At 62.4% G+C, this 23,463-nt stretch carries 17 protein-coding genes, 1 tRNA gene and 2 rRNA genes; 6 read left to right on the plus strand and 14 right to left on the minus strand.

The window, feature by feature from the left end:
• Position 1: 1 nt before the first annotated feature.
• The 6 genes from ACSBQQ_RS23700 to ACSBQQ_RS23725 all read right to left on the minus strand — a co-directional run bounded on the left by ACSBQQ_RS23700 (position 2) and on the right by ACSBQQ_RS23725 (position 6,416).
• Complete coding sequence (locus ACSBQQ_RS23700; protein ID WP_033636226.1) at positions 2-1,651, minus strand: Na/Pi cotransporter family protein; 1,650 nt, start codon at positions 1,649-1,651, stop codon at positions 2-4.
• A gap of 240 nt (positions 1,652-1,891) precedes the next feature.
• A complete protein-coding gene (locus ACSBQQ_RS23705) occupies positions 1,892-2,884 on the minus strand; it encodes an ABC transporter ATP-binding protein (RefSeq protein WP_060428822.1) in 993 nt (330 codons plus the stop codon).
• Between the two features lie 4 nt (positions 2,885-2,888).
• A complete protein-coding gene (locus ACSBQQ_RS23710; RefSeq protein ID WP_033649697.1) occupies positions 2,889-3,674 on the minus strand; it encodes an ABC transporter permease in 786 nt (261 codons plus the stop codon).
• 17 nt (positions 3,675-3,691) lie between these two features.
• On the minus strand, positions 3,692-4,537 hold the full coding sequence (locus ACSBQQ_RS23715; RefSeq protein WP_033649696.1) for an ABC transporter permease: 846 nt from the start codon (positions 4,535-4,537) through the stop codon (positions 3,692-3,694).
• Positions 4,534-5,343: an alkaline phosphatase family protein gene (locus ACSBQQ_RS23720; RefSeq protein WP_033649695.1), complete on the minus strand. Its 810-nt coding sequence runs from the start codon at positions 5,341-5,343 to the stop codon at positions 4,534-4,536. Before ACSBQQ_RS23720 ends, ACSBQQ_RS23715 begins: the two co-directional genes overlap by 4 nt.
• A gap of 11 nt (positions 5,344-5,354) precedes the next feature.
• A complete protein-coding gene (locus ACSBQQ_RS23725; RefSeq protein WP_033649694.1) occupies positions 5,355-6,416 on the minus strand; it encodes an ABC transporter substrate-binding protein in 1,062 nt (353 codons plus the stop codon).
• 193 nt (positions 6,417-6,609) lie between these two features.
• Here ACSBQQ_RS23725 and ACSBQQ_RS23730 point away from each other — a divergent pair, with 193 nt between their 5' ends.
• Positions 6,610-7,320, plus strand: a complete 711-nt coding sequence (locus ACSBQQ_RS23730) for a UTRA domain-containing protein (protein ID WP_033649693.1) — start codon at positions 6,610-6,612, stop codon at positions 7,318-7,320.
• A gap of 37 nt (positions 7,321-7,357) precedes the next feature.
• Here the strand turns inward: ACSBQQ_RS23730 and metH are convergent, their stop codons facing one another.
• Positions 7,358-11,053 (minus strand): methionine synthase, encoded by a 3,696-nt coding sequence (gene metH, locus ACSBQQ_RS23735; RefSeq protein WP_086556965.1) that lies wholly within the window; start codon positions 11,051-11,053, stop codon positions 7,358-7,360.
• A 195-nt stretch (positions 11,054-11,248) separates the two neighbouring features.
• Between metH and iclR the strand changes: the two genes are divergently transcribed.
• The 5 genes from iclR to ACSBQQ_RS23760 all read left to right on the plus strand — a co-directional run bounded on the left by iclR (position 11,249) and on the right by ACSBQQ_RS23760 (position 16,815).
• Entirely contained in the window at positions 11,249-12,079 is an 831-nt protein-coding gene (gene iclR, locus ACSBQQ_RS23740; RefSeq protein ID WP_004936648.1) for a glyoxylate bypass operon transcriptional repressor IclR, read from the plus strand.
• Positions 12,080-12,332: 253 nt separating this feature from the next.
• The gene (gntK, locus tag ACSBQQ_RS23745) at positions 12,333-12,872 is read left to right on the plus strand and encodes a gluconokinase (RefSeq protein WP_033636235.1); all 540 of its coding nucleotides are present in this window, start codon (positions 12,333-12,335) and stop codon (positions 12,870-12,872) included.
• Positions 12,869-14,206 carry a gluconate transporter gene (gene gntU, locus ACSBQQ_RS23750; protein WP_060428900.1) on the plus strand — a complete coding sequence of 446 codons (1,338 nt, stop codon included), beginning with the start codon at positions 12,869-12,871 and terminating at the stop codon, positions 14,204-14,206. The genes gntK and gntU overlap by 4 nt, the downstream gene beginning before the upstream one ends.
• Positions 14,207-14,304: 98 nt before the next feature.
• On the plus strand, positions 14,305-16,119 hold the full coding sequence (edd, locus tag ACSBQQ_RS23755) for a phosphogluconate dehydratase (protein ID WP_041036924.1): 1,815 nt from the start codon (positions 14,305-14,307) through the stop codon (positions 16,117-16,119).
• Between the two features lie 54 nt (positions 16,120-16,173).
• Positions 16,174-16,815, plus strand: coding sequence for a bifunctional 4-hydroxy-2-oxoglutarate aldolase/2-dehydro-3-deoxy-phosphogluconate aldolase (locus tag ACSBQQ_RS23760; RefSeq protein ID WP_060428817.1), 642 nt, complete (start codon positions 16,174-16,176; stop codon positions 16,813-16,815).
• Position 16,816: 1 nt separating this feature from the next.
• On the opposite strand, the gene aceK is transcribed toward ACSBQQ_RS23760, so the two are convergent.
• The 7 genes from aceK to rrf (ACSBQQ_RS23795) all read right to left on the minus strand — a co-directional run bounded on the left by aceK (position 16,817) and on the right by rrf (ACSBQQ_RS23795) (position 23,459).
• Positions 16,817-18,571: a bifunctional isocitrate dehydrogenase kinase/phosphatase gene (gene aceK, locus ACSBQQ_RS23765; protein ID WP_033649688.1), complete on the minus strand. Its 1,755-nt coding sequence runs from the start codon at positions 18,569-18,571 to the stop codon at positions 16,817-16,819.
• Between the two features lie 69 nt (positions 18,572-18,640).
• Complete coding sequence (gene aceA / locus ACSBQQ_RS23770; RefSeq protein ID WP_004936630.1) at positions 18,641-19,948, minus strand: isocitrate lyase; 1,308 nt, start codon at positions 19,946-19,948, stop codon at positions 18,641-18,643.
• Positions 19,949-19,989: 41 nt separating this feature from the next.
• On the minus strand, positions 19,990-21,588 hold the full coding sequence (gene aceB / locus ACSBQQ_RS23775) for a malate synthase A (RefSeq protein WP_033654729.1): 1,599 nt from the start codon (positions 21,586-21,588) through the stop codon (positions 19,990-19,992).
• Positions 21,589-21,962: 374 nt separating this feature from the next.
• Positions 21,963-22,892 (minus strand): homoserine O-acetyltransferase MetA, encoded by a 930-nt coding sequence (gene metA / locus ACSBQQ_RS23780; protein ID WP_004936623.1) that lies wholly within the window; start codon positions 22,890-22,892, stop codon positions 21,963-21,965.
• A gap of 200 nt (positions 22,893-23,092) precedes the next feature.
• Positions 23,093-23,208, minus strand: a 5S ribosomal RNA gene (gene rrf, locus ACSBQQ_RS23785).
• A gap of 45 nt (positions 23,209-23,253) precedes the next feature.
• Positions 23,254-23,329: transfer RNA gene (locus tag ACSBQQ_RS23790), tRNA-Thr, on the minus strand.
• 14 nt (positions 23,330-23,343) lie between these two features.
• Positions 23,344-23,459, minus strand: a 5S ribosomal RNA gene (rrf, locus tag ACSBQQ_RS23795).
• Positions 23,460-23,463 lie beyond the last annotated feature (4 nt).

A 23,463-nucleotide genomic window follows, 5' to 3' on the forward strand; every position in this document is an offset into this window, starting at 1 on the left:
TTTACAGCGTGCTCGGGGTGTCTTCCCAGTCGCGATCGTCGTCCTTGGCATCCTGATCCAACACGTTGTAAGCCACGGCGCAGAACAGCGAGTTCAAACGCTTCATGTCCCCCAACAATCCCAAATGCAACGAACTGGTCTCGATGCTCTGCACGTTTTGCTGATGCAAACGATCGACGTGCGCGTGCGCGTAGCGGCGATCCAGAATGCGGAAGCGATGCTTGGAACGGCGCAGGCGCTTGGCGCTGGTGACGTCGCCGGACAGGAACACCGACAGCCCCAGGCGCAGGTTGCCGATCAGCCGCTCGTGCAGCCCATCCAGTTCCGCCAATCCTTCCGCCGAGAAGGCGCGGCGCGCGGCGTGCGACTTGGCGCCCACGTCGCCGGCCATGCGCTCGATGATGTCGCCCGCCTGTTCCAGGTTAAGCGCCATTTCGATGATCTCCGCCCAGCGGCGCGAGTCTTCCTCGCCCAGATCTTCCTTCTGGATCTGCGCCAGATACAGCTTGATGGCGGTGTACAGCACGTCGACGTCATCGTCGAGGCGCCGCACTTCTTTATCCACGCCTTGCTTGCCGTGCAGCACTTCGCGCTGCAGGATCATCATGTGTTCCACCACGTCGCCCATGCGCAACGTTTCGCGCGCCGCATTGGCCAACGCCAGCGTCGGCGTGTCCAGCGCGCTGGCGTCCAGATGGCGCGGCCGCATGCGCGGATCGTCGGCCGCCACGTCGACGATCAGCCGCTCGCACAGCGTCGCCATCGGCCCGGCCAGCGGGATCATCACCAGACAACGGATCAGGTTGTAGAACACGTGGAAGTAGATCACCAGCTCTTCGCTGCCGCCCGGCAGCTGAGCCATCACATCCGCCAGATAGGAAACGAACGGCAGCACCAGCACACAGCCCACCAGCTTGAACAGCAGGCTGCCGAGCGCCACGCGCCGCCCGGCGGCGTTCTGGCCGCTGGCGTTGATCATCGCCAACAGGCCGCTGCCGAGGTTGGCGCCGATCACCAGGCAGAGCGCCACCTTCAGCGAAATCACGCCGGACGCGGTCAGGGTGGCGGTCAGCAGCACCGCCGCCAGGCTGGAATAGCTGACGATGGCGAACAGCGCGCCGGTCAGGGCGTCCAGCATCACGTCGCCGGTCAGCGACGAGAACAGCACTTTCACCCCGGCCGCCTGGGTGATCGGCGTGGCGGCGGCCACGATCAGCTCCAGCGCCAGCACGATCAGCCCAAGGCCGATCAGGACGCGCCCGATCTGGCCGATCCGCATCTGCTTGCGGCTGAGGAACAGGAAGACGCCGATCAGGATCAGCAGCGGCGACAGCCAGGAAAGATCGAAGGTCAGCACGCGCGCCATCAGCGCGGTGCCGACGTCAGCGCCGAGCATGATCACCAGCGCAGGCGCCAGCCCCACCAGCCCCTGCGCAACGAAAGAGGTCACCAGCAGCGCCGTGGCGTTGCTGCTCTGTACCAGCGCGGTCACGCCGATGCCGGAAACGAACGCCAGCGGCTTTTTCTCAACGCTGTCGCTCAACACGCGCCGCAGATTGGCGCCGTAAACCCGCATGATCCCGGTGCGCACGATGTGGGTGCCCCACACCAACAGCGCCACGGAGGAAAGCAGGTGAAGAAGGGTCAGCACGGAAGATACGCTCCATTAACGCCCGGCCAAAGGAGGCTGGTACCCGATGCCTGTCAGGCGGTGCGGAAAGACGGAACGGTTCTGTTCGCCTTAGCCGCAGCCGGTAGACCAAAAGATGACGGGTACAGCGCGCGGTCCCGCCTGCCGGGCGTAGGTCTGGCAGGACAGCGGGCGGGCGGCAGACCGCAGAAGAGAAGGGTTAATGCGGCGGCGGAAAGGCCCCGGCGCCGCGCTGCGAAGTCATGCAACTTCCCGCAATACAACAGGTTCCAAGTGTAGCCCAATTTGCTCGCCGTCGGGCCGCAGGTCGGCCACCGACCGGTTGAGCACGTCAACCAGCAATTCTACACTGCGAACCTGAATCCGATAGCGTACCACATTCCCGAGCAAACTGTGGCCCAGGATCACCCCGCCGATCCCCTGCCCGGCCGGCAACAGGCCGATCGATTCGGGCCGGATCGCCACCTTGCCGACATAGCTGCGCCCGGTCAGCTGGGCGGCCTGTTCGGCGGTCAGCAGATTATAGTTGCCGATAAACCCGGCGGCGAAGGCGTCCGCCGGCTGGGTATATAGGGTTTCCGCATCGCCGCTCTGCACGATCTGCCCCTTGTTCATCAGCACGATGCGATCCGACAAGGTCAGCGCCTCTTCCTGATCGTGGGTGACGAAGATCGCCGTCAGGTTCAGCTCGCGTTGAATGCGCCGGATCTGCTCGCGCAGGTGTTTGCGGATGCGCGCGTCCAGCGCCGACAGCGGTTCATCGAGCAGCAGCAGCCGCGGGCGAGTGACCAGCGATCGCGCCAGCGCCACGCGCTGACACTGGCCGCCCGACAGCTGATGCGGATAGCGCTTCGCCAGATCGCTCAGCTCCACCAGCGCCAGCACCTCCTGCACCCGCTGGCCGATCTGCCCGGCCGCCAGCTTCTGCATTTTCAGCCCGAAGGCCACGTTGCCTTCCACCGTCATATTGGGAAACAGCGCATAGCTTTGGAACACCATGCCGATGCCGCGCTTTTGCGGCGCCAGCGGCACCAGATCCTGACCCTGCAACAAGATTTGCCCGCTGTCGACCGGGGTCAGGCCGGCCAGACAGCGCAGCAGCGTCGATTTGCCGCAGCCGCTCGGCCCCAGCAGGGTGACGAACTCCCCCTCTTCGGCGGTGAAATCGATATCCTGAAACACTTGGGTCTGGCCATAGTGTTTGTTCAGGCGGGTGACGTTGAGATAAGCCATCGGGTTAACCCTTGTTTTTATTCAGCAGGTTCGCCAGCCAGGTGACGAGCAGCACCACGGCGAAATAGGAGATGACCAGCGCGCTGGTGAAGTGCCCGCTGCCGTTGCGCATGTTGTACAGGTAGACCTGCAGCGTTTCATACTGGCTGCCCACCAGCAGGTTGGCGAACACGAACTCGCCGATCAGGAACGAGAACGACAGCAGCACGGCGATCGTTCCACCCTTGCGCAGGTTCGGCAGCACCACCCACAGCGCCGCCTGCCAGGTGCTGGCGCCAAGCAGGTGCGCGGCGTCCATCAGATCGCGCAGGTTGATCGCCTGCATGTTGTTGCTGATGGCGCGGTAGATAAACGGCAGCGCGATGGTGAAATAGCAGCCCACCAAAATCCAGGGAGTGCCGAGCAGCGGCAGCGGATCGGCGGCGAACAGCTGCATCAGCCCCACCGCCGACACCACCGGCGGCACGGCGAACGGCAGCAGAATCAGCACGTTCATCACCGAGTCCAGTTTGGGGAAGTAGTAAGCGATCACAAACATCGCCGGCAGGATCACCACCACCGACAGCAGCAGCGTGCCGAAGCAGATCAGCAGCGAGTGCCACAGCGCCTGCAAAAAGCGCGGGTCGCTCCACAGCGCCGTCAGCCACTTCAGGGTAAAACCGTCCGGCAAAATGGTGGCGCCCCACTGGGTGGCCAGCGCGTAAATCAGCGTCGCCGCCAGCGGCAGCAGCAGGATCAACAGCAGCAGGCCGGTCACCGTGCGATGGTACAGGCGTTCAGCACGCGACATGAGCATTCTCCATCCGATTATGAGCGCGCATTGAGGTAGCTCCTGCGCAACATCCATTGGTGGATCACCGTGATAAACGCCATCATCACCACCAGCAGCATCGCCAACGCGCTGGCCAGGTTCGGATCGAGGGAGATGTCCCCCGCCACCAATGCCGAGATGCGGATCGGGATCACGTTGAAGTTGCCGGTGGTCAGCGCGTACACCGTGGCGTAGGCGCCCAGCGCGTTGGCCAGCAGGATGACGAAGGTGCCCATCAGCGCCGGCGCCAGCACCGGCAGGCCGATATGCCGCCAGTAGCGCCAGGGGCCGGCGCCGAGCAGCGCCGCCGACTCGCGCCAGTCGGCGCGCAGCGCGTCGAACGCCGGATACAGCAACAGCACCCCCAGCGGGATCTGGAAATAGGTATACAGCACGATCAGGCCGCTCTTCGAATAGAGATTGAAACTCTCCATCAAACCGTATTTGCGCAGCAACAGCGTCAGGCAACCGTTCAGCCCCAGCAGAATGACGAAGGCGAACGCCAGCGGCACCCCGGCGAAGTTGCTGGTCATGTTGGTGAACGACATCACGAAGTCATGAAATCGGGTCTGGCCGAGCTGGCGAAGCGAGTAACTGCCCACTAACGCAATCAGCAAGCCGTAGACGCTCGACCACAGCGAGATCTCCAGCGAGAACTGAAAGGCCTGCAGGTAGAACGGCGAGGTGAGGATATCGACATAGTTGCCCCATCCCCAGCCGCCGGTCTCGCTGAAAAAGCTGTGAACGGCGATCCACACCAGCGGGGCGATCTGAAACGCGCCGAACAGCACGATAAACGGTAACAGGCACAGCGCGGCGATCCATTTGGTTTTGCCGTTCATCGCGCATCCTGCGCCAGCAGCGCCCGGCAGCGCGGCTTGTCATGCGGCACCTGCAGCAGATCGCAGATCGTACCGCACAGCTCGGTTTGCTGCGGATCGGCGTCGTCCTGGCTGAAGCCCGAGCCGAACACGAACAGCGGCACCTGGCGCTCTTCCGGCAACACGCCGCCGTGGCTGCGATCGTCGTTCATGCCGTGATCGGCGGTGACCAGCACCTGATAACCGGCCGCCAGCCACTCGGGCAGATAGCGCGACAGCGAGCCGTCGGCGCGCCGCGCCGCGTTGCGGTACTGCGGCGAAGAGAGGCCGAAGCGGTGCCCGGCGTCGTCGATGTTCATCGGGTGGATCAGCAGGAAATCCGGCTGATGCCGCAGGCGCAGGCTTTCGGCGTCGTCGAACAGATGGCTGTCGGGGTAGCCGTCGTCGTAATAGAAATGCCCGTGCTGGATCGGCAGCTCGGGGGCGTCGGTATGGCGGTCGCGCGCGGCGTCGAACGGCGTGCGGTTATACAATTCACTGAACCAGTGGTAAGCGGCGGCGGCGGTGGTCAACCCGGCGGCGCGCGCGTAATGAAACACGCTTTGTTGATGAGAAAGGCGCGAGACGTGGTTGTGCACCACGCCGCTCTCCACCGGCGTGACGCCGGTGAGGATGCATTCATACAGCGGCCGGGAGAGCGAGGGCAGCTCGCTCTCCAACAGGTACAACCGTCCGCGTCCCGCCGCGCATTCGGCCTGCAGATAGCCCATGGCGTCGTGCGCCACCCGGTAGTTGAGGCCGTCCAGCAGCACGAGGATCGTTTTCATGGTGCGTTAACTCACTGCTGCATAAACATAATGACGTTTTCCTGCCACAGACGCGGCAGCGCTTTGGCGCTCTGTTCCCAGGCCGCCGGATCGGCGATCGGGTGCGCGTTCTTGTACTGCTCGGCCGGCAGCAGCTTGGCCTTGACGTCGTCCGGCAGCGTCAGATGCTCGGCGCGGATCGGGCGCGCATAGCCGCGCGCCAGGTTGATCTGGCCGGCGTCAGAGAAGATGTATTCGCGCGCCAGCTTGGCGGCGTTCGGGTGCTTGGCGTATTTGTTGATGATGGTGGTGTAGCCGGAGGTGATCGAGCCGTCCGACGGGATCAGCACTTCAAAGCGGGTTTTGTCGATCTGATCGCGGTAATTCAGGCCGTTGAAGTCCCACACCACGCCAACCTGCACTTCCCCTTTTTCCAGCGATGCGATCACCGGGTTACTCAGGCTCAGGCGGCCGGCCTTGGCCAGCTTGCCGAAGAATTCCAGGCCCGGCTTGAGGTTTTTCTCGTTGCCGCCCATGGCGTAGGTCGCCGCCAGCACGCCGCTGGCCGCCTGCGATGCGGTGCCGACGTCGCCGATGGTGACCTGATAGCTGCCCTTCAGCAGATCGGCCCAGCTGTGCGGGATATCTTTCACCTGCTGTTTGTTGATGATGAAGGCGATGGTGCCGGTGTAAGCCAGCGCCCAGTGGCCGTCTTGGTCTTTCGCCCACTCCGGTACCTGATCCCAGGTAGAGGGTTTGTACGGCTGCGTCACGCCCTTCTGCACCGCCACCGGGCCGAAGGCCGCGCCGACGTCACCAATGTCCGCCGTGGCGTTGTTCTTTTCCGCATCGAATTTGGCGATCTCCTGCGCGGAGCTCATGTCGGTATCGACATGCTTCAGGCCATATTTGCTCAACAGATCTTGCCAGGTGCCTTTCCAGTTGGCCCAGCTGTCCGGCATGCCGACGCTGTTGACTTCGCCTTCTTTCTTCGCGGCCTGCTCCAGCGCCGCCAGATCGGTATCCGCGGCCCAGCTCATCTGGCTGGATAACACGATGGCACTGGTTAACACAGAAGCGCACAAACGTTTCATAACTGATGCTCCAGGTGGTAGTGTGGGGAGGGCTGGACTAGTCCAGCAAGGACCAAACCAATCTAACGGACGAATGTGATAATTATATGTCAGCTTAAAAAAGCGACGGTTTTATCACCCATTGCAACGGCGAAAACGCGACGCTGGTCTACCTTAAGGGAGGCCAAACGCACTGAAACGGGACACCCGCTGTATGAGTGAAGCACCGACGACCGTAGCCACCATCTGCCAAACGCTGAACGCGCGCATCGCCGCAGGCGAGTTCGCCGTGGGCGGCAAGCTGCCCTCCGAACGCGCCCTGAGCGAACAGTTCGCCACCACCCGCATTACCTTGCAGGAGGCGCTCGGCCAGTTGGAGGCGCAGGGGGTCATCTACCGCCAGGTGCGGCGCGGCTGGTTCATTTCGCCCCCGCGTCTGATCTACAACCCGCTGCAGCGCAGCCATTTTCACGCCATGGCGCAGCAACAGGGGCGCGCCGCCCATACCGAGGCGATCGACAGCGCGGTAGTCACGCTCGACGCGCCGCTGGCCGGCCGCCTGGCGCTGCCCCCCGGCGCCGAGGCCTATCGCATTCGCCGGCTGCGCTACATCGATGGGCGCGCGGTGCTGTACTGCGAGCACTACCTCAACCCGGCCTACTTCCCCGGCATACTGGACGAAGATCTGACCCAGTCGCTGACCGCGCTGTACGCCGCGCGCTACGGCATTCACTACGGCCGGGTGCGTTTCGACATGCTGCCCACCCTGCTGCCGCAGCAGGCCGCCGCCATGCTGAAGGTGACCTACGGCAGCCCGGCGCTGTTCATTACGCGGGTGAACCGCGATCAGCACGACCGGGTGATCGATTGCGACCTGGAGTATTGGCGTTACGATGCGCTGCACATCGACGTGGAAGCGCAGTAAATGACAAGGACGCATCGCTGCGCCCTTAAAGAGGAAATCAGTCGGCGTCGTAGCCTAGGTTAGGCGCCAGCCAGCGTTCGACCTCGCTCACGCTCATCCCTTTACGCGCCGCGTAGTCTTCCACCTGATCGCGCTGGATCTGCGCCACCGCGAAGTACTTGCTTTCAGGATGGCTGAAGTACCAGCCGGACACCGCCGCCCCCGGCCACATGGCGAAGGACTCCGTCAGCTCCATGCCGGTGTGGCGGTTGACGTCCAGCAGCTGCCAGATGGTCGCTTTTTCGGTGTGCTCCGGGCAGGCCGGGTAACCCGGCGCCGGCCGGATGCCCTGATAGTTTTCGCGGATCAGCTCTTCGTTGCTCAGTCTCTCGTCGGCGGCATAGCCCCAGTGCAGCTTGCGCACCTGCTCATGCAGGTATTCGGCGAAGGCCTCCGCCAGGCGATCCGCCAGCGCCTTGACCATGATTTTGTTGTAATCGTCGTGCTGCGCGTCGTACGCCGCCGCCAGCGCGTCCTCCTCCAGCCCGCCGGTCACCGCGAAGGCGCCGAAGTAGTCGGCCTTGCCGCTGCTTTTCGGCGCCACGAAATCCGCCAGGCAGTAGTTCGGGAAGTCGGTTTTTTCCGTCTGCTGGCGCAGATGGCGGCTCACCGCCAGCACCTCGTCACGCCTTTCGTCGCAGTACACCTCCACGTCATCGCCGACGCGGTTGGCCGGGAACAGACCGTAAACGCCGCGCGGGTTGAGGCTGCGCTCGGCGGCCAGCCGATCCAGCATCTGATTGGCGTCGTGGAACAGGCGCTTGGCCTCTTCCCCCACCACCTCGTCTTCCAGGATGCGCGGGTATTTGCCCGCCAGCGACCAGGTCATGAAGAACGGCGTCCAGTCGATATAGTGGCGCAGCGTCTCGATGCCGGCCGCCACCGGGAACACGCCGAGCTGCCGCGGCGCCGGCGGCTGATAATCGGCCCAGTCCAGCGCCATGGCGTTGGCGCGCGCCTTCTGCAAATCGACCGGCGGCGTGCGCGGCTTTTTGCGCGCATGCTGAATGCGCACCGTTTCATACTCTTTGCGGGTGCGCGCCACAAACTCGTCGCGCTGGGTGGCGGACAGCAGCGCCGACACCACGCCCACGGTGCGCGAAGCATTCTGCACGTAGGTAGTCGGGCCGCTGTAGTTCTGCTCGATCTTCACCGCGGTGTGCGCCTTGGAGGTGGTGGCGCCGCCGATCAACAGCGGCAGCGTAAAGCCCTGGCGCTCCATCTCTTTGGCCACGTTGACCATCTCGTCCAGCGATGGCGTGATCAGGCCCGACAGGCCGATGATATCCACGTTCTCCTCGCGCGCGGTGCGCAGGATTTTCTCCGTCGGCACCATCACGCCCAGATCGACGATTTCATAGTTGTTGCACTGCAGTACCACGCCGACGATGTTCTTGCCGATGTCATGCACGTCGCCCTTCACCGTCGCCAACAGGATTTTGCCCGCGGAGGTGCCCTGCTGCTTGCTGGCCTCGATGTAGGGTTCCAGGTAGGCCACCGCCTGCTTCATCACGCGGGCGGATTTCACCACCTGCGGCAGGAACATCTTGCCCTCGCCGAACAGATCGCCGACCACGTTCATCCCCGCCATCAGCGGCCCTTCGATCACTTCGATCGGGCGTTCGGCCTGCTGCCGCGCTTCTTCGGTGTCCAGCTCGATAAATTCGGTGATGCCCTTCACCAGCGAATACTCCAGCCGTTTCTCCACCGGCCAGCCGCGCCACTCCGCCTGCTGCACCGCCACGTCATTATCTTTGCTGCCACGGTACTTTTCCGCCAGCTCCAGCAGGCGTTCGGTGCCGTCCTCGCGACGGTTGAGGATCACGTCCTCCACCGCGTCGCGCAGCTCGGCGCTTAAATCGTCATAAATCGCCAGTTGCCCGGCGTTGACGATGCCCATGTCCATGCCGTTGCGAATGGCGTGATACAGGAACACCGCGTGGATCGCTTCACGCACCGGATCGTTGCCGCGGAACGAGAACGACACGTTGGACACGCCGCCGGAGATCATCGCGTGCGGCAGGTGGGTTTTGATGTCGGCACAGGCTTCGATAAAGTCGACGGCGTAGTTGTTGTGCTCTTCGATACCGGTAGCGACGGCGAAAATGTTCGGGTCGAAAATGATGTCTTCCGGCGGGAAGCCGACGCGCTCGGTCAGAATGTTATAGGCGCGGCGGCAGATCTCGAACTTGCGCTCGCGGGTGTCAGCCTGCCCCACTTCGTCGAACGCCATCACCACCACCGCGGCGCCATAACGGCGCACCAGTTTGGCGTGATGGATAAAGGCCTCTTCGCCCTCCTTCATCGAGATCGAGTTGACGATGCCCTTGCCCTGGATGCATTTCAGGCCTTTCTCGATAACGGACCACTTGGAGGAGTCGATCATGATCGGCACCCGGGCGATATCCGGCTCGCCGGCGATCAGGTTAAGGAAGCGCACCATCGCCGCTTCGGCGTCGAGCATCCCCTCGTCCATGTTGATGTCGATGATCTGCGCGCCGCTCTCGACCTGCTGGCGCGCCACGTCGAGCGCCTCGTTGTATTTCTCTTCTTTGATCAGCCGTTTGAATCGCGCCGAACCGGTGACGTTGGTGCGCTCGCCGACGTTGACGAACAGGGTGTTGGCATCGATGGTCAGCGGCTCCAGGCCCGCCAGGCGGCAGGCGACCGGGATCTCCGGCAGCCGGCGCGGCGGCACGCCCTCGACCGCGTTGGCCATCGCGGCGATATGTTCCGGCGTGGTGCCGCAGCAGCCGCCGATGATATTGAGGAAGCCGGCCTGCGCCCACTCCCCGACCTGGCGCGCCATCTCGGCCGCATCCAGATCGTACTCGCCGAAGGCGTTCGGCAAACCGGCGTTCGGGTGCGCGGTGACGTAGGTCTCCGAGATGCGCGCCAGCTCGGCGACGTACTGACGCAGTTCGTCCGGGCCCAGAGCGCAGTTCAGGCCGAAGGTCAGCGGCTTGACGTGGCGCAGCGAATTGTAAAACGCTTCGGTGGTTTGGCCGGACAGGGTGCGGCCAGAGGCGTCGGTGATGGTGCCGGAAATCATGATCGGCAGTTCCACCCCCAGCGCTTCGAATTCGGTTTCCACCGCAAAGGCGGCGGCCTTGGCATTCAGGGTGTCGAAGATGGTTTCGATCATGATCAGATCGACGCCGCCCTCCACCAGCGCACGGGTCGATTCGCGGTAAGCCGTCACCAGCTCGTCGAACGAGATGTTGCGGAACGCCGGATCGTTGACGTTCGGCGAGATGGACGCGGTGCGGTTGGTCGGCCCCAACACCCCGGCGACGTAGCGCGGTTTTTCCGGCGTGCGCGCCGTCCATTCGTCGGCGCAGGTGCGCGCCAGGCAGGCGGCCTGATAATTAATCTCGGCGGACAGCGACTCCATGTGGTAGTCGGCCATGGCGATGGAGGTGGAGTTGAAGGTATTGGTTTCAAGGATATCGGCGCCCGCCTCGAGATAGGCGTAATGAATGGCGGCGATCACTTCCGGCTTGGTCAGCACCAGCAGATCGTTATTGCCTTTCAGATCGCTGCGCCAGTCGGCGAAACGCTCACCGCGGAAATCGCGCTCATCCAGACGATAGCTCTGGATCATGGTGCCCATGCCGCCGTCCAACACCAAAATGCGCTGCGCTAACTGGCGGCGCAGTTGTTCTACTCGATTCGTCACTGTAACCCCTTCCATTGCCATCCAGCCCATTGCTCAACTGCCGCAAAACCAACGAGTCATCCTAGCACAGCTTGTAAGGACAAAGGGCCAGACGACAATTGAGAGTTTTTCAGGTTGTGCGCCAACACCTCCGATGAGCTGACGGCGACTTGCAATTCATCGACAAAAAACGAAAATGAATTCCATCATACGGAAAAAGGAATCTTACCCATGGCCACCCCTGCTCCCGCCAAACGCGGCAAGAAGCCCCGCGCAGCAGCCCCGGCCGCCAGTGCGGCGACCGGCCAGGTACAATCGTTGACCCGTGGCCTGAAGCTGTTGGAGTACATTTCGGAAGCCCAGGGCAACGTGGCGCTGACCGATCTGGCCCAGCAGGCCGGCCTGCCGAACTCCACCACTCACCGCCTGCTCACCACCATGCAGCAGCAGGGATTCGTGCGCCAGGTCGGCGATCTCGGCCTGTGGACCATCGGCTCGCACGCCTTTGTGGTCGGCAGCAGCTTCCTGCAAAGCCGCAACCTGCTGGCGATGGTGCACCCGACGCTGCGCCGCCTGATGGAAGAGTCCGGCGAAACCGTCAACCTGGCGGTGCTGGATACCAGCGAGTACCAGGCGATCATCATCGATCAGGTGCAGTGTACGGCGCTGATGCGCATGTCGGCGCCGATCGGCGGCAAACTGCCGATGCACGCCTCCGGCGCCGGCAAGGCGTTCCTCGCCACCCTGCCGGACGATCAGGTGACCAAACTGCTGCATAAGAAAGGCATGCACACCTACACGCCGCACACCCTGACGCCGCACAACCTGAAAGAGGGGCTGGCGCAGATCCGCAAACAGGGCTTCTCCTTTGACGACGAAGAACACGCGCTCGGCCTGCGCTGCGTGGCGGCCTGCATCTTCGACGAGCACCGCGAAGCCTTCGCCGCCATCTCCATCTCCGGCCCGGTGTCGCGCATCACCGACGATCGCGTGATCGAGCTGGGGGCGCTGGTGATCCACGCGGCGAAAGAGATCAGCCTGGCCTACGGCGGCGTGCGCTGATCCAACCCCTCCGAGGGGCGCCCCTGCGCGCCCTCTCTCCTGATTCCTTGCTCTGTTGTCAGCATGTAACAGGCTGTCGGCATCCTGTGTAGCGCACGGGAAAAAAGCTTGAAGCCGATCACAGTTAACGATCCTCACGGCGAAAGCCCATTGCAACCGCTCAAACTTCCTTCGACAATGTTACCGATAACATGTTACCGGTAACAAACAAGCTGAACGAAGGTAACGTCACCCGGTGTTTTGGAGCCAAGCCATGACCAACAATCAAAATCGCATTTACGTCGTTATGGGCGTTTCCGGCAGCGGCAAGTCCGCCGTCGCCGCCGCCGCGGCCCGCCAACTCTCCGCCGGCTTCCTCGACGGCGACTTCCTGCATCCGCGCAGCAACATCCTGAAGATGGCCGCCGGCGAAGCGTTGAACGACGACGATCGCGCCCCGTGGCTGGCCGCGCTCAACGACGCCGCCTTCGCCATGCAGCGCACCAACAACGTGTCGATCATCGTCTGCTCGGCGCTGAAAAAGCAGTATCGCGACCGCCTGCGCGCCGGCAACGGCAACCTGTCGTTCATCTATCTGCACGGCGAGTTCCCGGTGATCGAATCCCGCCTGGCGGCGCGTAACGGTCACTTCTTCAAACCGCAGATGCTGGTCACCCAGTTCGCCGCGCTGGAGCAGCCGGGCGCCGACGAGAGCGACGTGATGGCGATCGACATCAACCAGCCGCTGGACGCGGTGATCGCCGATACCGTGCGCCATATCCAGAGCTTCCTGCCGCAGGACGTGTGCGCGTGAATACCGTAACGCTGGTCGGTACCGCAGTCGGCTCGGTTTTACTGCTGTTATTCCTGGTGATGAAGGCGCGCATGCACGCCTTCGTCGCGCTGATGCTGGTATCCATCGCCGCCGGCATCTTCTCCGGCATGCCGCTGGACCATATTGCCGACACCATGCAAAAAGGCATGGGCGACACGCTGGGCTTCCTGGCGATCGTGGTGGCGCTCGGGGCGATGTTCGGCAAGATCCTGCATGAGGTCGGCGCGCTCGATCAAATTGCGGCGCAATTGCTGAAACGATTCGGACAAAGCAAGGCGCACTACGCGCTCGGCATCGCCGGCCTGATCTGCGCGCTGCCGCTGTTCTTCGACGTGGCGGTGGTGCTGCTGATCGGCATCGTGTTCGCCGTGGCGCGCCGCACCGACGGCAATATCGTCAAGCTGGCCATTCCGCTGTTCGCCGGCGTGGCCGCCGCCGCCTCCTTCCTGCTGCCGGGGCCGGTGCCGATGCTGCTGGCTTCGCAGATGAAGGCCGACTTCGGCTGGATGATCGCCATCGGCCTGGTGGCGGCGGTGATCGGCATGCTGATCGCCGGCCCGCTGTACGGCAGCTTTATCAGCCGCTTCGTCAACTGGCCGATGCCGCCGGAAGAGAACGAGCCGACGTTGACCAAGGGCAATTTGCCGTCGTTCGGCTTCAGCCTGGCGCTGGTGCTGTGCCCGCTGGTGCTGGTCGGCATGAAGACCATCGGCGCGCGGCTGGTCACCCCCGGCTCGCAGCTGCAGCAGTGGCTGGAGTTTATCGGCCACCCGTTCACCGCCATTCTGCTGGCCTGCCTGATCGTGATTTACGGCCTGGCGAAGCCGCGCGGCATGAGCAACGAACAGACGCTGGCCATCTGCTCCGCCGCGGTGCAACCGGCCGGGATCATCCTGCTGATGACCGGCGCCGGCGGGGTGTTCAAACAGATCCTGGTGGATTCCGGCGTAGGGCCGGCGCTGGGTGACGCGATGATCGGCGCCGGCCTGCCGATCGCCGTGGCCGCCTTTGCGCTCTCCGCCATGGTGCGGGTGATTCAAGGCTCGGCCACCGTCGCCTGTCTGACCACCGTCGGCCTGGTGCTGCCGGTCACCAGCCAGCTCGGGCTGAACGGCGGGCAGCTGGCCGCGCTGGCTATCTGCATCGCCGGTGGCTCCATCGTGCTGAGCCACGTCAACGACGCCGGTTTCTGGCTGTTCGGCAAATTCACCGGCGCCAACGAACTGCAAACGCTGAAAACCTGGACGGTGATGGAAACGATTCTGGGCAGCGTCGGTGGCGCTATCGGCATGATTGCATTCACGATGTTTTAAATCCTAAATCGCCCCCGGCCTTGCACACCAGGGCTGCAAATCATCCCCGGGGGCACCGCCACAGGCGGCGACTATAACAACAGCAATGTGAGGAAGGCATGATTAACCCAACCTTGTCCCGTGTCACGCAGCGCATCATCCACCGTTCCCAGGCCAGCCGCGCCGCCTATCTGGCGCGCATCGAGGCGGCCCGTTCCCAAACCGTCCACCGCGCGCAGCTGGCCTGCGGCAACCTGGCCCACGGCTTCGCCGCCTGTCAGCCCGATGACAAGACGGCGCTGAAAAACATGGTGCGCAGCGATATCGCCATCATCACCGCCTACAACGACATGCTGTCGGCCCACCAGCCGTACGAACACTACCCGCAGCGGCTGAAGCAGGCGCTGAAGGCGGTGGGCGCCGTGGGCCAGGTGGCCGGCGGCGTGCCGGCGATGTGCGACGGCGTGACGCAGGGGCAGGACGGCATGGAGCTGTCGCTGATGAGCCGTGACGTGATCGCCATGTCGGCCGCCGTCGGCCTGTCGCACAATATGTTCGACGGCGCGCTGTTCCTCGGCATCTGCGACAAGATCGTGCCGGGGCTGGTGATGGCCGCCCTCTCCTTCGGCCACCTGCCCGCGCTGTTCGTGCCGGCCGGCCCGATGAGCAGCGGCCTGCCGAACAAGGAAAAGGTGCGCGTGCGCCAGCTGTACGCCGAGGGCAAGGCCGATCGTCTGGCGCTGCTGGAAGCCGAGGCCGCCTCCTATCACGGCATCGGCACCTGCACCTTCTACGGCACCGCCAACACCAACCAAATGGTGATGGAAGTGATGGGCCTGCACCTGCCGGGCGCCTCTTTCGTGCATCCGGATACGCCGCTGCGCGACGCGCTGAACGACGCCGCTGCGCGCCAGGTGACCCGGCTGACCGACACCGCCGGCAACTACCTGCCGATCGGCCGCCTGGTGGACGAGAAAGTGGTGGTGAACGGCATCGTCTCGCTGCTGGCCACCGGCGGCTCCACCAACCTGACCATGCATCTGGTGGCGATGGCACGGGCGGCGGGCATCATCATCACCTGGGACGATTTCTCGGAGCTGTCGGAGGCGGTGCCGCTGCTGTGTCGCATCTACCCGAACGGCCCGGCCGACATCAACCAGTTCCAGGCCGCCGGCGGCGTGCCGCTGGTGGTGCGTGAGCTGTTGCAACACGGGCTGCTGCACGAAGACGTGCACACCGTGGCCGGTTTCGGCCTGCACCGTTACACCCAGGAACCCTGGCTGGATAATGGCCAGCTGGTGTGGCGCGAAGGCGTAGCCGGCTCGCTCGACGCCAGCGTGATCGCCAGCGTCGCTCAGCCGTTCGAACATCACGGCGGCACCAAAGTGATGGCAGGCAATCTGGGCCGTGCGGTGATGAAAACCTCAGCGGTGCCCGCCGACAACCAGATCATCGAAGCGCCGGCGGTGGTGTTCGACAGCCAGCACGACATCGTGCCGGCGTTTGAAGCCGGCAAGCTGGATCGCGATTGCGTGGTGGTGGTGCGCTTCCAGGGGCCGCAGGCCAACGGCATGCCGGAGCTGCACAAACTGATGCCGCCGCTGGGCGTGCTGATGGATCGCGGCTTCAAAGTGGCGCTGGTGACCGACGGCCGCCTGTCAGGCGCCTCCGGGAAGGTGCCTTCCGCCATCCACGTCACCCCGGAAGCCTATACCGGCGGCCTGCTGGCGAAAGTGCGCGACGGCGATCCGATCCGCGTCAACGGCCGCAGCGGCGAGCTGCAGGTACTGGTCGACGCCGACGAACTGGCCCAGCGCACGCCGTGCCAACCCGATCTGAGCGCAGAACACATCGGTTGCGGCCGCGAGCTGTTCGGCGCGCTGCGCAGCCAGCTGTCCGGCGCCGAGCAGGGCGCCTGCTGCATCACATTTTAATCGATAGCCTGGCCGCATCGCCGCCTGGCAGCGGCCACAAAGGAGAACCTCATCATGAACAAGTGGAAAACAAGCGCCGAGCAGATCCTGACGGCGGGGCCGGTGGTGCCGGTGATCGTGATCAACAAGCTGGAACATGCGGTGCCGTTGGCGAAAGCGCTGGTCGCCGGCGGCGTGCGGGTGCTGGAAGTGACGCTGCGCACCGCCTGCGCCATGGACGCCATTCGCGCCATCGCCCAAGAAGTGCCGGAAGCGATCATCGGCGCCGGTACCGTGATCAATCCGCAGCAGCTGCGTGAAGTGACCGAGGCCGGCGCGCAGTTCGCCATCAGCCCGGGGCTGACCGACGAGCTGCTCAAGGCGGCCACCGCCGGGTCCATTCCGCTTATTCCGGGCATCAGCACCGTTTCCGAACTGATGCTGGGCATGGATTACGGCCTGCGCGAGTTTAAATTCTTCCCGGCGGAAGCCAACGGCGGCGTAAAAGCGCTGCAGGCGATCGGCGGCCCGTTCCCGCAGGTGCGCTTCTGCCCGACCGGCGGCATCTCGCCGGACAACTACCGCAGCTATCTGGCGCTGAAAAGCGTGCTGTGCATCGGCGGCTCCTGGCTGGTGCCGGCGGACGCGCTGGAAAGCGGCGACTACGCGCGCATCACCGAACTGGCGCGCGTCGCCGTCGTGGGCGCCCAGGCCTGATTTACATCGCAGCGGTGGCGGCCGGCAGCGCCGCCCCGCTGCGCTGGCTGAACCGCTGCTTCTTGCGGTAAGCGAACACGTCTTCCACGTGCCCCTCGCGGATGCGTTGCTGTAACCCGCGCCAATACTCCGCGGTAAACAGATCGCTGTGCAATTCTTCAAACACCTGCCGAATGCGCCGATCGCCGCACAGGAAGTGGCGGAACTCCTCCGGGAACACGTCGTTGGGCGCGATGCTGTACCACGGCTCGCTGGCCAGCTCGTCCTCCGGATAGCGCGGCGGCGGAATGTCGCGGAAGTTGACCTCGGTCATGTAGCAAATTTCGTCGTAGTCGTAGAACACCACCCGCCCGTGGCGCGTCACGCCGAAATTCTTGAACAGCATGTCGCCGGGGAAGATATTGGCGGCGGCCAGCTGCTTGATGGCATTGCCGTACTCTTCGATCGCATCGCGCATCTGCTGGTCGTTGGCCTGCTCCAGATACAGGTTCAGCGGCGTCATGCGCCGTTCCATATACAGATGTTTGATCACGATGCGATCGCCGAGATCTTCCAGCTTGCCCGGCACTTCGCGCTGCAGCTCCGCCAACAGCGCCGGGCTGAGGCGCGCCTTGTCGACGACGAAATTCTCGTACTCCTGGGTATCCGCCATGCGCCCGACGCGGTCATGCTCTTTCACCAGCTGATAGCAGGCCATCACCTGCGCCTGCGTCACCTCTTTTTGCGGGGCGAATTCGTCTTTAATCACTTTAAACACCCGATCGAAGGATGGCAGGGTGAACACCAGCATCACCATGCCCTTCACCCCCGGCGCGATAATGAACTGCTCCTGCGACTGCGCCATAAAGGTCAGGTATTCGCGATAGCATTCGGTTTTGCCGTGCTTCTGGCAGCCGATCGCCATGTACAGCTCGGCGGTGGTTTTGCCCGGCAGGATCTCGCGCAGCCACTCCACCATCGCCGCCGGCAGCGGCGCATAGACCATAAAATAAGATCGGGCGAAGCCGAAGACGATGCTGGCCTCGGCCTTACCGGTCAGGCAGGCGTCGATAAACAGCGCGCCCGACTCGCTGTGGTGGATAGGCAGCAAGAACGGATAAACGCCGTCGGCCAGACGCAGCTTGCCGACCAGCCAGGCGGCCTTGTTGCGATAGAACAGTTCGTTGGCGATCTGGAAGGTTGCCCCCGCCAACTGCTGTGCGCTGAAGGCGCGTTGCAGCGCCTGAGTGATGTAGTGAATATCGCGCGTCAAATCCTCCCACGGCAGCCGCAGCGGCAGATCGCTCAGCACGCTGCGCAGCATCGCCGGCAGATCGCCATTGGGGGTGAAATCGCGCGCCAGCGGACGCGGAATGTCGCGAAAGCGCCGCTCCGGCTGCGAACTGAACACGAACAGCTTGTCCGGCGTCAGATCGCGGTGCTTGAACAGCCGACAGTAGACCGAGTTAAAGAAGCTTTCGGCGATCTCGAAGCGCGGGTAGTCCGGCAGCAGGTCGATATAGACCGCTTTGACCCGGCTGGGGAAGTCAGCGTCGAAGTATTTCTGCCCGGTGATGCATTTGAGCTGCTCCACCACCAGGCCGACGTGATGGTCATACAGATGGATGCGTTTTTTCATCGCCCGCTGCACCGCCGGCCAGTCCGCCTGCTCGAAGCGCTGCTGCGCGCCGGCGGTCACTTCCAGAAAGCGGCCGTACTGCGCATCGAAGCCTTGCAGGATCGTCTGTGCGATCAACAACTCCAGTTTTGCCGCCATCCTTACCCCCGCCAGAAAAAGAAGCCTGCGCATGCAGGCTCCGGATGAAACGTCTTCAAGCTTGCCGCATCAGAACTGCTGTTCTTCCGTCGAACCGGTCAGCGCAGTGACCGAAGAGGCGCCGCCCTGAATAATGGTGGTGACCTTGTCGAAGTAGCCGGTGCCCACCTCTTGCTGGTGCGACGCGAAGGTGTAACCGCGATCCACCGCGGCGAACTCCGCCTGCTGCACCTTCTCGACGTAGTGTTTCATGCCCTCGCCCTGCGCATAGGCGTGCGCCAGGTCGAACATGTTGAACCACATGCTGTGGATGCCCGCCAGCGTAATGAACTGATACTTGTAGCCCATGTCCGACAGCGCCTGCTGGAAGCGGGCGATGGTCTGGTCGTCGAGGTTCTTTTTCCAGTTGAACGACGGCGAGCAGTTGTAGGCCAGCAGCTTGCCCGGGTATTTGGCGTGGATGGCGTCGGCGAAGCGCTGAGCGGCATCCAGATCCGGCGTTGAGGTTTCGCACCACACCATATCTGCGTAGGGGGCGTAAGCCAGGCCGCGGCTGATCGCCTGCTCGACGCCGGCATGGGTGCGGAAGAAGCCTTCCGCCGTGCGCTCGCCGGTGACGAAGGCGCTGTCATACGGATCGCAATCGGAGGTCAGCAGGTCGGCCGCATCGGCGTCGGTGCGGGCGATCACCAGCGTCGGCACGCCGAGCACGTCGGCCGCCAGACGCGCGGCGACCAGCTTCTGGATCGCTTCCTGCGTCGGCACCAGCACTTTGCCGCCCATATGGCCGCATTTCTTCACCGCCGCCAGCTGATCTTCAAAGTGCACCCCGGCGGCACCGGCGGTGATCATCGCTTTCATCAGCTCGAAGGCGTTCAGCACGCCGCCGAAGCCGGCTTCCGCATCGGCGACGATCGGCAGGAAGTAATCGGTATAGCCTTTGCTGCCCGGCTCGATCTGGTTCGCCCATTGGATCTGATCGGCGCGGCGGAAGGTATTGTTGATGCGCTCGACCACCTTCGGCACCGAGTCCACCGGATACAGCGACTGGTCAGGGTACATGGCCGCTGCGCTGTTGGCGTCCGCCGCCACCTGCCAACCGGACAGGTAGATAGCCTCGACGCCGGCTTTGGCCTGCTGCAGCGCCTGGCCGCCGGTCAGCGCGCCCAGGCAGTTCACGTAGCCTTTGCGCGCCTTGCCGTTCAGCAACGCCCACAGTTTGGCGGCACCGTTTTGCGCCAGAGTGCATTCCGGGTTGACCGAACCGCGCAGGTTGATCACGTCTTCGGCGCTGTAAGGGCGGGTGATGCCTTCCCAACGGGCCGATTTCCATTCCTGTTCCAGCTGCTGGATCTGTTGAGAGCGAGAGGTAGACATAATTTTTATCCTTTCAGTCGTGTAGGGTTGATTGGGAAAATTCAGGCCAGCAGCTCATAGCCGGGCAGCGTCAGGAAATCGATTAACTCATCTTGCGTGGTGATGCGCTCCATCAGGCGCGCCGCCTCTTCGTACCGGCCGGCGTTAAAGCGCGCTTCCCCCACTTCTTCACGCACCACCAACATCTCTTCTTGCAGCATCTGGCGGAACAGCGCCTTGGTGACCGGGCGCCCGTCGCTCAGGCTCTTCTCGTGGTGGATCCACTGCCAGATAGACGTACGGGAGATTTCCGCCGTGGCCGCATCTTCCATCAAACCGTAAATCGGCACGCAGCCGTTGCCGGAGATCCAGGCTTCGATGTACTGCACCGCCACGCGAATATTGGCGCGCATCCCCGCTTCGGTACGCTCGCCATCGCACGGTTCCAGCAGCTGTGCGGCGCTGATCGGCGCGTCTTGCTCACGCAGCACCTCCAGCTGGTTTTGGCGATCGCCCAGCGCTTTGCCGAACACTTCCATCACCGTGTCCGCCAGCCCCGGGTGCGCCACCCAGGTGCCGTCGTGGCCGTTGCTGGCCTCCAGCTCTTTGTCCGCCCGTACCTTGTTCAGCACCCAGGCGTTTTTCTCGGCGTCTTTGCTCGGGATAAACGCCGCCATACCGCCCATGGCGAACGCGCCGCGCTTATGACAGGTTTTGATCAGCAGGCGCGAATAGGCGCTGAGGAAAGGTTTCTCCATGGTCACCGACTGACGATCCGGCAGCACGCGATCGCCGTGATTCTTCAGCGTTTTGATATAGCTGAAGATGTAATCCCAGCGGCCGCAGTTCAGACCCACGATGTGATCGCGCAGGTGGTAGAGGATTTCGTCCATCTGGAACACCGCCGGCAGGGTTTCGATCAGCACGGTCGCTTTGATGGTGCCGCGCGGCAGATCGAAACGATCCTCGGTAAAGCTGAAGACATCGCTCCACCAGGCCGCCTCTTCCCAGGACTGGGTTTTCGGCAGGTAGAAATACGGGCCGCTGCCCTTGGCCAACAGTTGGCGATAGTTGTGGTAGAAGTACAGCGCGAAATCGAACAGGCCGCCGGGAATGGCTTCATCACGCCACAGCACGTGCTTCTCCGGCAGATGCAGGCCGCGCACGCGAGCGATCAATACCGCCGGGTTCGGCTTCAACTGGTAGATCTTGCCGGCTTCATTGGTGTAGGAAATGGTGCCGTTAACCGCATCGTGCAGGTTGATTTGGCCGTCGATGACTTTGTCCCAGCTTGGCGCCAGCGAGTCTTCGAAGTCCGCCATAAACACTTTTACGTTGGCGTTAAGCGCATTGATCACCATCTTGCGCTCGACCGGCCCGGTGATCTCGACCCGGCGGTCACGCAGATCTTGCGGAATGCCGCGGATCTGCCAGTCACCTTCACGAATGGAAGTGGTTTCCGAAATAAACCCCGGCAGTTCGCCGCGATCGATATTTTGCTGCCAGCGGACACGCGCCGCCAGCAGCTCGTTGCGCCGCGGCGTGAATTTCCCCACCAGTTCCGCCAGGAATTCAACCGCTTCATCGGTCAACACCTGGCGCTCCGCTGCGGCGAAACCCTGCGTAAACCTTAACTCCGTGCCTGCTATCTGTTGCGTCATGACCTTGCTCCTTCCCATCGTTGCGCCCGCGCGACCGGCGCATTTTCATCAGAAATCACTGTGGATCAGGGCGGATGAAACGATCCTCAACTGGTCAGATCTCATCCCGATAGCTCTAAGAATACTCAACAAAAAATAAAAATCAAAAACCATTTCCATTTTATTATTAAATATTTTATTAAAACTTTATTATCAACTAGTTAGATAAGATAACAATAATGACAGGTAAGGAAATCGCTTCCAGTAAATTGATAAAGATGTACTAACACCTTGTTGAACAAAGAATTTATTGGATAAGTGTCGGATAAAAAGAGGATCTTGCAGAGGATCAACGGAGCGGCGGCCTCGATTCAGCCGCCGGCAGGCAGAAAAGATCAGTCGAGCGTCGGATTCATATGACGCAGATCGTACGGCGTGATCTGGTAGACGTAATAGTTGAGCCAGTTGGAAAACAGCAGATGGCCATGGCTGCGCCAGGTGGCTTTCGGTGTCAGTGCGGGGTTGTCATCGGGGAAGTAGTTGAGCGGAACGGCGGGATCGAGGCCAGCTTCGTTGTCGCGACAATACTCCCCCGCCAGGGTCAGCGCATCATACTCCGGATGGCCGGTGACGAACGCCAGGCGCTTATCCCTGCTGGCGAACAGGTAGGCGCCCGCCTGTTCGGATTCGGCCAGAATATCCAGGTCGGTATATTGGCGAATCACCTCGGTCGGGAAATCGGCATAGCGTGAATGCGGCGCCAGGAAACTTTCGTCGAAGCCGCGCGTCAGCAACGCATGCTGCTGTAGCGTTTGGTGCGGGTAAACGCCGGAGAGCTTCACTTCGCGCGTCATCTTGGGAATGCCATACAGAATATTCAACGCCGCCTGTACCGCCCAGCACACGAACAGCGTGGAGGTAACGTGGTTCTTGGCCCAGTCGATCACCCGTTCGATCTGCGGCCAATAGGCAACATCGCAGAAATCGACCAGCCCCAGCGGCGCGCCGGTGACGATCAGACCATCGAAGTTCTCGTTCTGGATATCCTCGAAGTCGCAGTAGAAGTTATTCAGATGCTCGGCCGGCGTGTTCTTCGATTCGCGGCTGTCGATACGCAGCAGCTGGATATCAATCTGCAGCGGCGAGTTGGACAACAGGCGCAGAAACTGGTTTTCCGTTTCGATCTTCTTTGGCATCAGGTTGAGGATCAGCACTTTCAGTGGCCTGATTTCCTGTGTTTTTGCCCGCGAGGATGTCATCACGAAGACATTCTCACCGCGCAAGAAATTGACCGCAGGTAACTCATCAGGAACACGAATCGGCATTGCTTAACCCTCACACATCCATTTATACGTTTAGACTTCTAGATGCCCGAAGATAGCGTTTTTTTCCGTCGCTGTCGAGCATTCAGCGGAAAGGTGAAAATGTTTCATTGCGCGATCTGCGCCAAGATATGAGTAGATAGAGTAAAAGGACTGAAAAGCAAAAAGGCCATCCTTTCGGATGGCCTCTTGGCTTATTTGATGCTTGGCAGTGTCCTACTCTCGCATGGGGAGACCCCACACTACCATCGGCGCTACGGCGTTTCACTTCTGAGTTCGGCATGGGGTCAGGTGGGACCACCGCGCTATTGCCGCCAAGCAAATTCTTTTTTCTGCCGAACTTCTAAACCCACTTTAAATAAAGTGGTGCTGATACCCAGAGTCGAACTGGGGACCTCACCCTTACCAAGGGTGCGCTCTACCAACTGAGCCATATCAGCACGCTTAATTTGATGCCTGGCAGTGTCCTACTCTCGCATGGGGAGACCCCACACTACCATCGGCGCTACGGCGTTTCACTTCTGAGTTCGGCATGGGGTCAGGTGGGACCACCGCGCTATTGCCGCCAGGCAAA

Origin of the sequence: Serratia sp. G204Y (genome assembly GCF_051172435.1) — a bacterium.
In the GTDB taxonomy this organism is placed as follows: domain Bacteria; phylum Pseudomonadota; class Gammaproteobacteria; order Enterobacterales; family Enterobacteriaceae; genus Serratia; species Serratia sarumanii.

Excerpts from the sequence above, each read along its gene's own strand:
- ACSBQQ_RS23720 (WP_033649695.1), bottom strand. The coding sequence starts at position 5,343 with ATGAAAACGATCCTCGTGCTGCTGGACGGCCTCAACTACCGGGTGGCG.
- ACSBQQ_RS23715 (WP_033649696.1), bottom strand. The coding sequence starts at position 4,537 with ATGAACGGCAAAACCAAATGGATCGCCGCGCTGTGCCTGTTACCGTTT.
- aceB (WP_033654729.1), bottom strand. The coding sequence starts at position 21,588 with ATGACGCAACAGATAGCAGGCACGGAGTTAAGGTTTACGCAGGGTTTC.
- iclR (WP_004936648.1), top strand. The coding sequence starts at position 11,249 with ATGGCCACCCCTGCTCCCGCCAAACGCGGCAAGAAGCCCCGCGCAGCA.
- aceK (WP_033649688.1), bottom strand. The coding sequence starts at position 18,571 with ATGGCGGCAAAACTGGAGTTGTTGATCGCACAGACGATCCTGCAAGGC.
- metA (WP_004936623.1), bottom strand. The coding sequence starts at position 22,892 with ATGCCGATTCGTGTTCCTGATGAGTTACCTGCGGTCAATTTCTTGCGC.
- gntK (WP_033636235.1), top strand. The coding sequence starts at position 12,333 with ATGACCAACAATCAAAATCGCATTTACGTCGTTATGGGCGTTTCCGGC.
- edd (WP_041036924.1), top strand. The coding sequence starts at position 14,305 with ATGATTAACCCAACCTTGTCCCGTGTCACGCAGCGCATCATCCACCGT.
- ACSBQQ_RS23730 (WP_033649693.1), top strand. The coding sequence starts at position 6,610 with ATGAGTGAAGCACCGACGACCGTAGCCACCATCTGCCAAACGCTGAAC.
- ACSBQQ_RS23760 (WP_060428817.1), top strand. The coding sequence starts at position 16,174 with ATGAACAAGTGGAAAACAAGCGCCGAGCAGATCCTGACGGCGGGGCCG.
- ACSBQQ_RS23725 (WP_033649694.1), bottom strand. The coding sequence starts at position 6,416 with ATGAAACGTTTGTGCGCTTCTGTGTTAACCAGTGCCATCGTGTTATCC.
- aceA (WP_004936630.1), bottom strand. The coding sequence starts at position 19,948 with ATGTCTACCTCTCGCTCTCAACAGATCCAGCAGCTGGAACAGGAATGG.
- ACSBQQ_RS23705 (WP_060428822.1), bottom strand. The coding sequence starts at position 2,884 with ATGGCTTATCTCAACGTCACCCGCCTGAACAAACACTATGGCCAGACC.
- ACSBQQ_RS23710 (WP_033649697.1), bottom strand. The coding sequence starts at position 3,674 with ATGTCGCGTGCTGAACGCCTGTACCATCGCACGGTGACCGGCCTGCTG.
- metH (WP_086556965.1), bottom strand. The coding sequence starts at position 11,053 with ATGGAAGGGGTTACAGTGACGAATCGAGTAGAACAACTGCGCCGCCAG.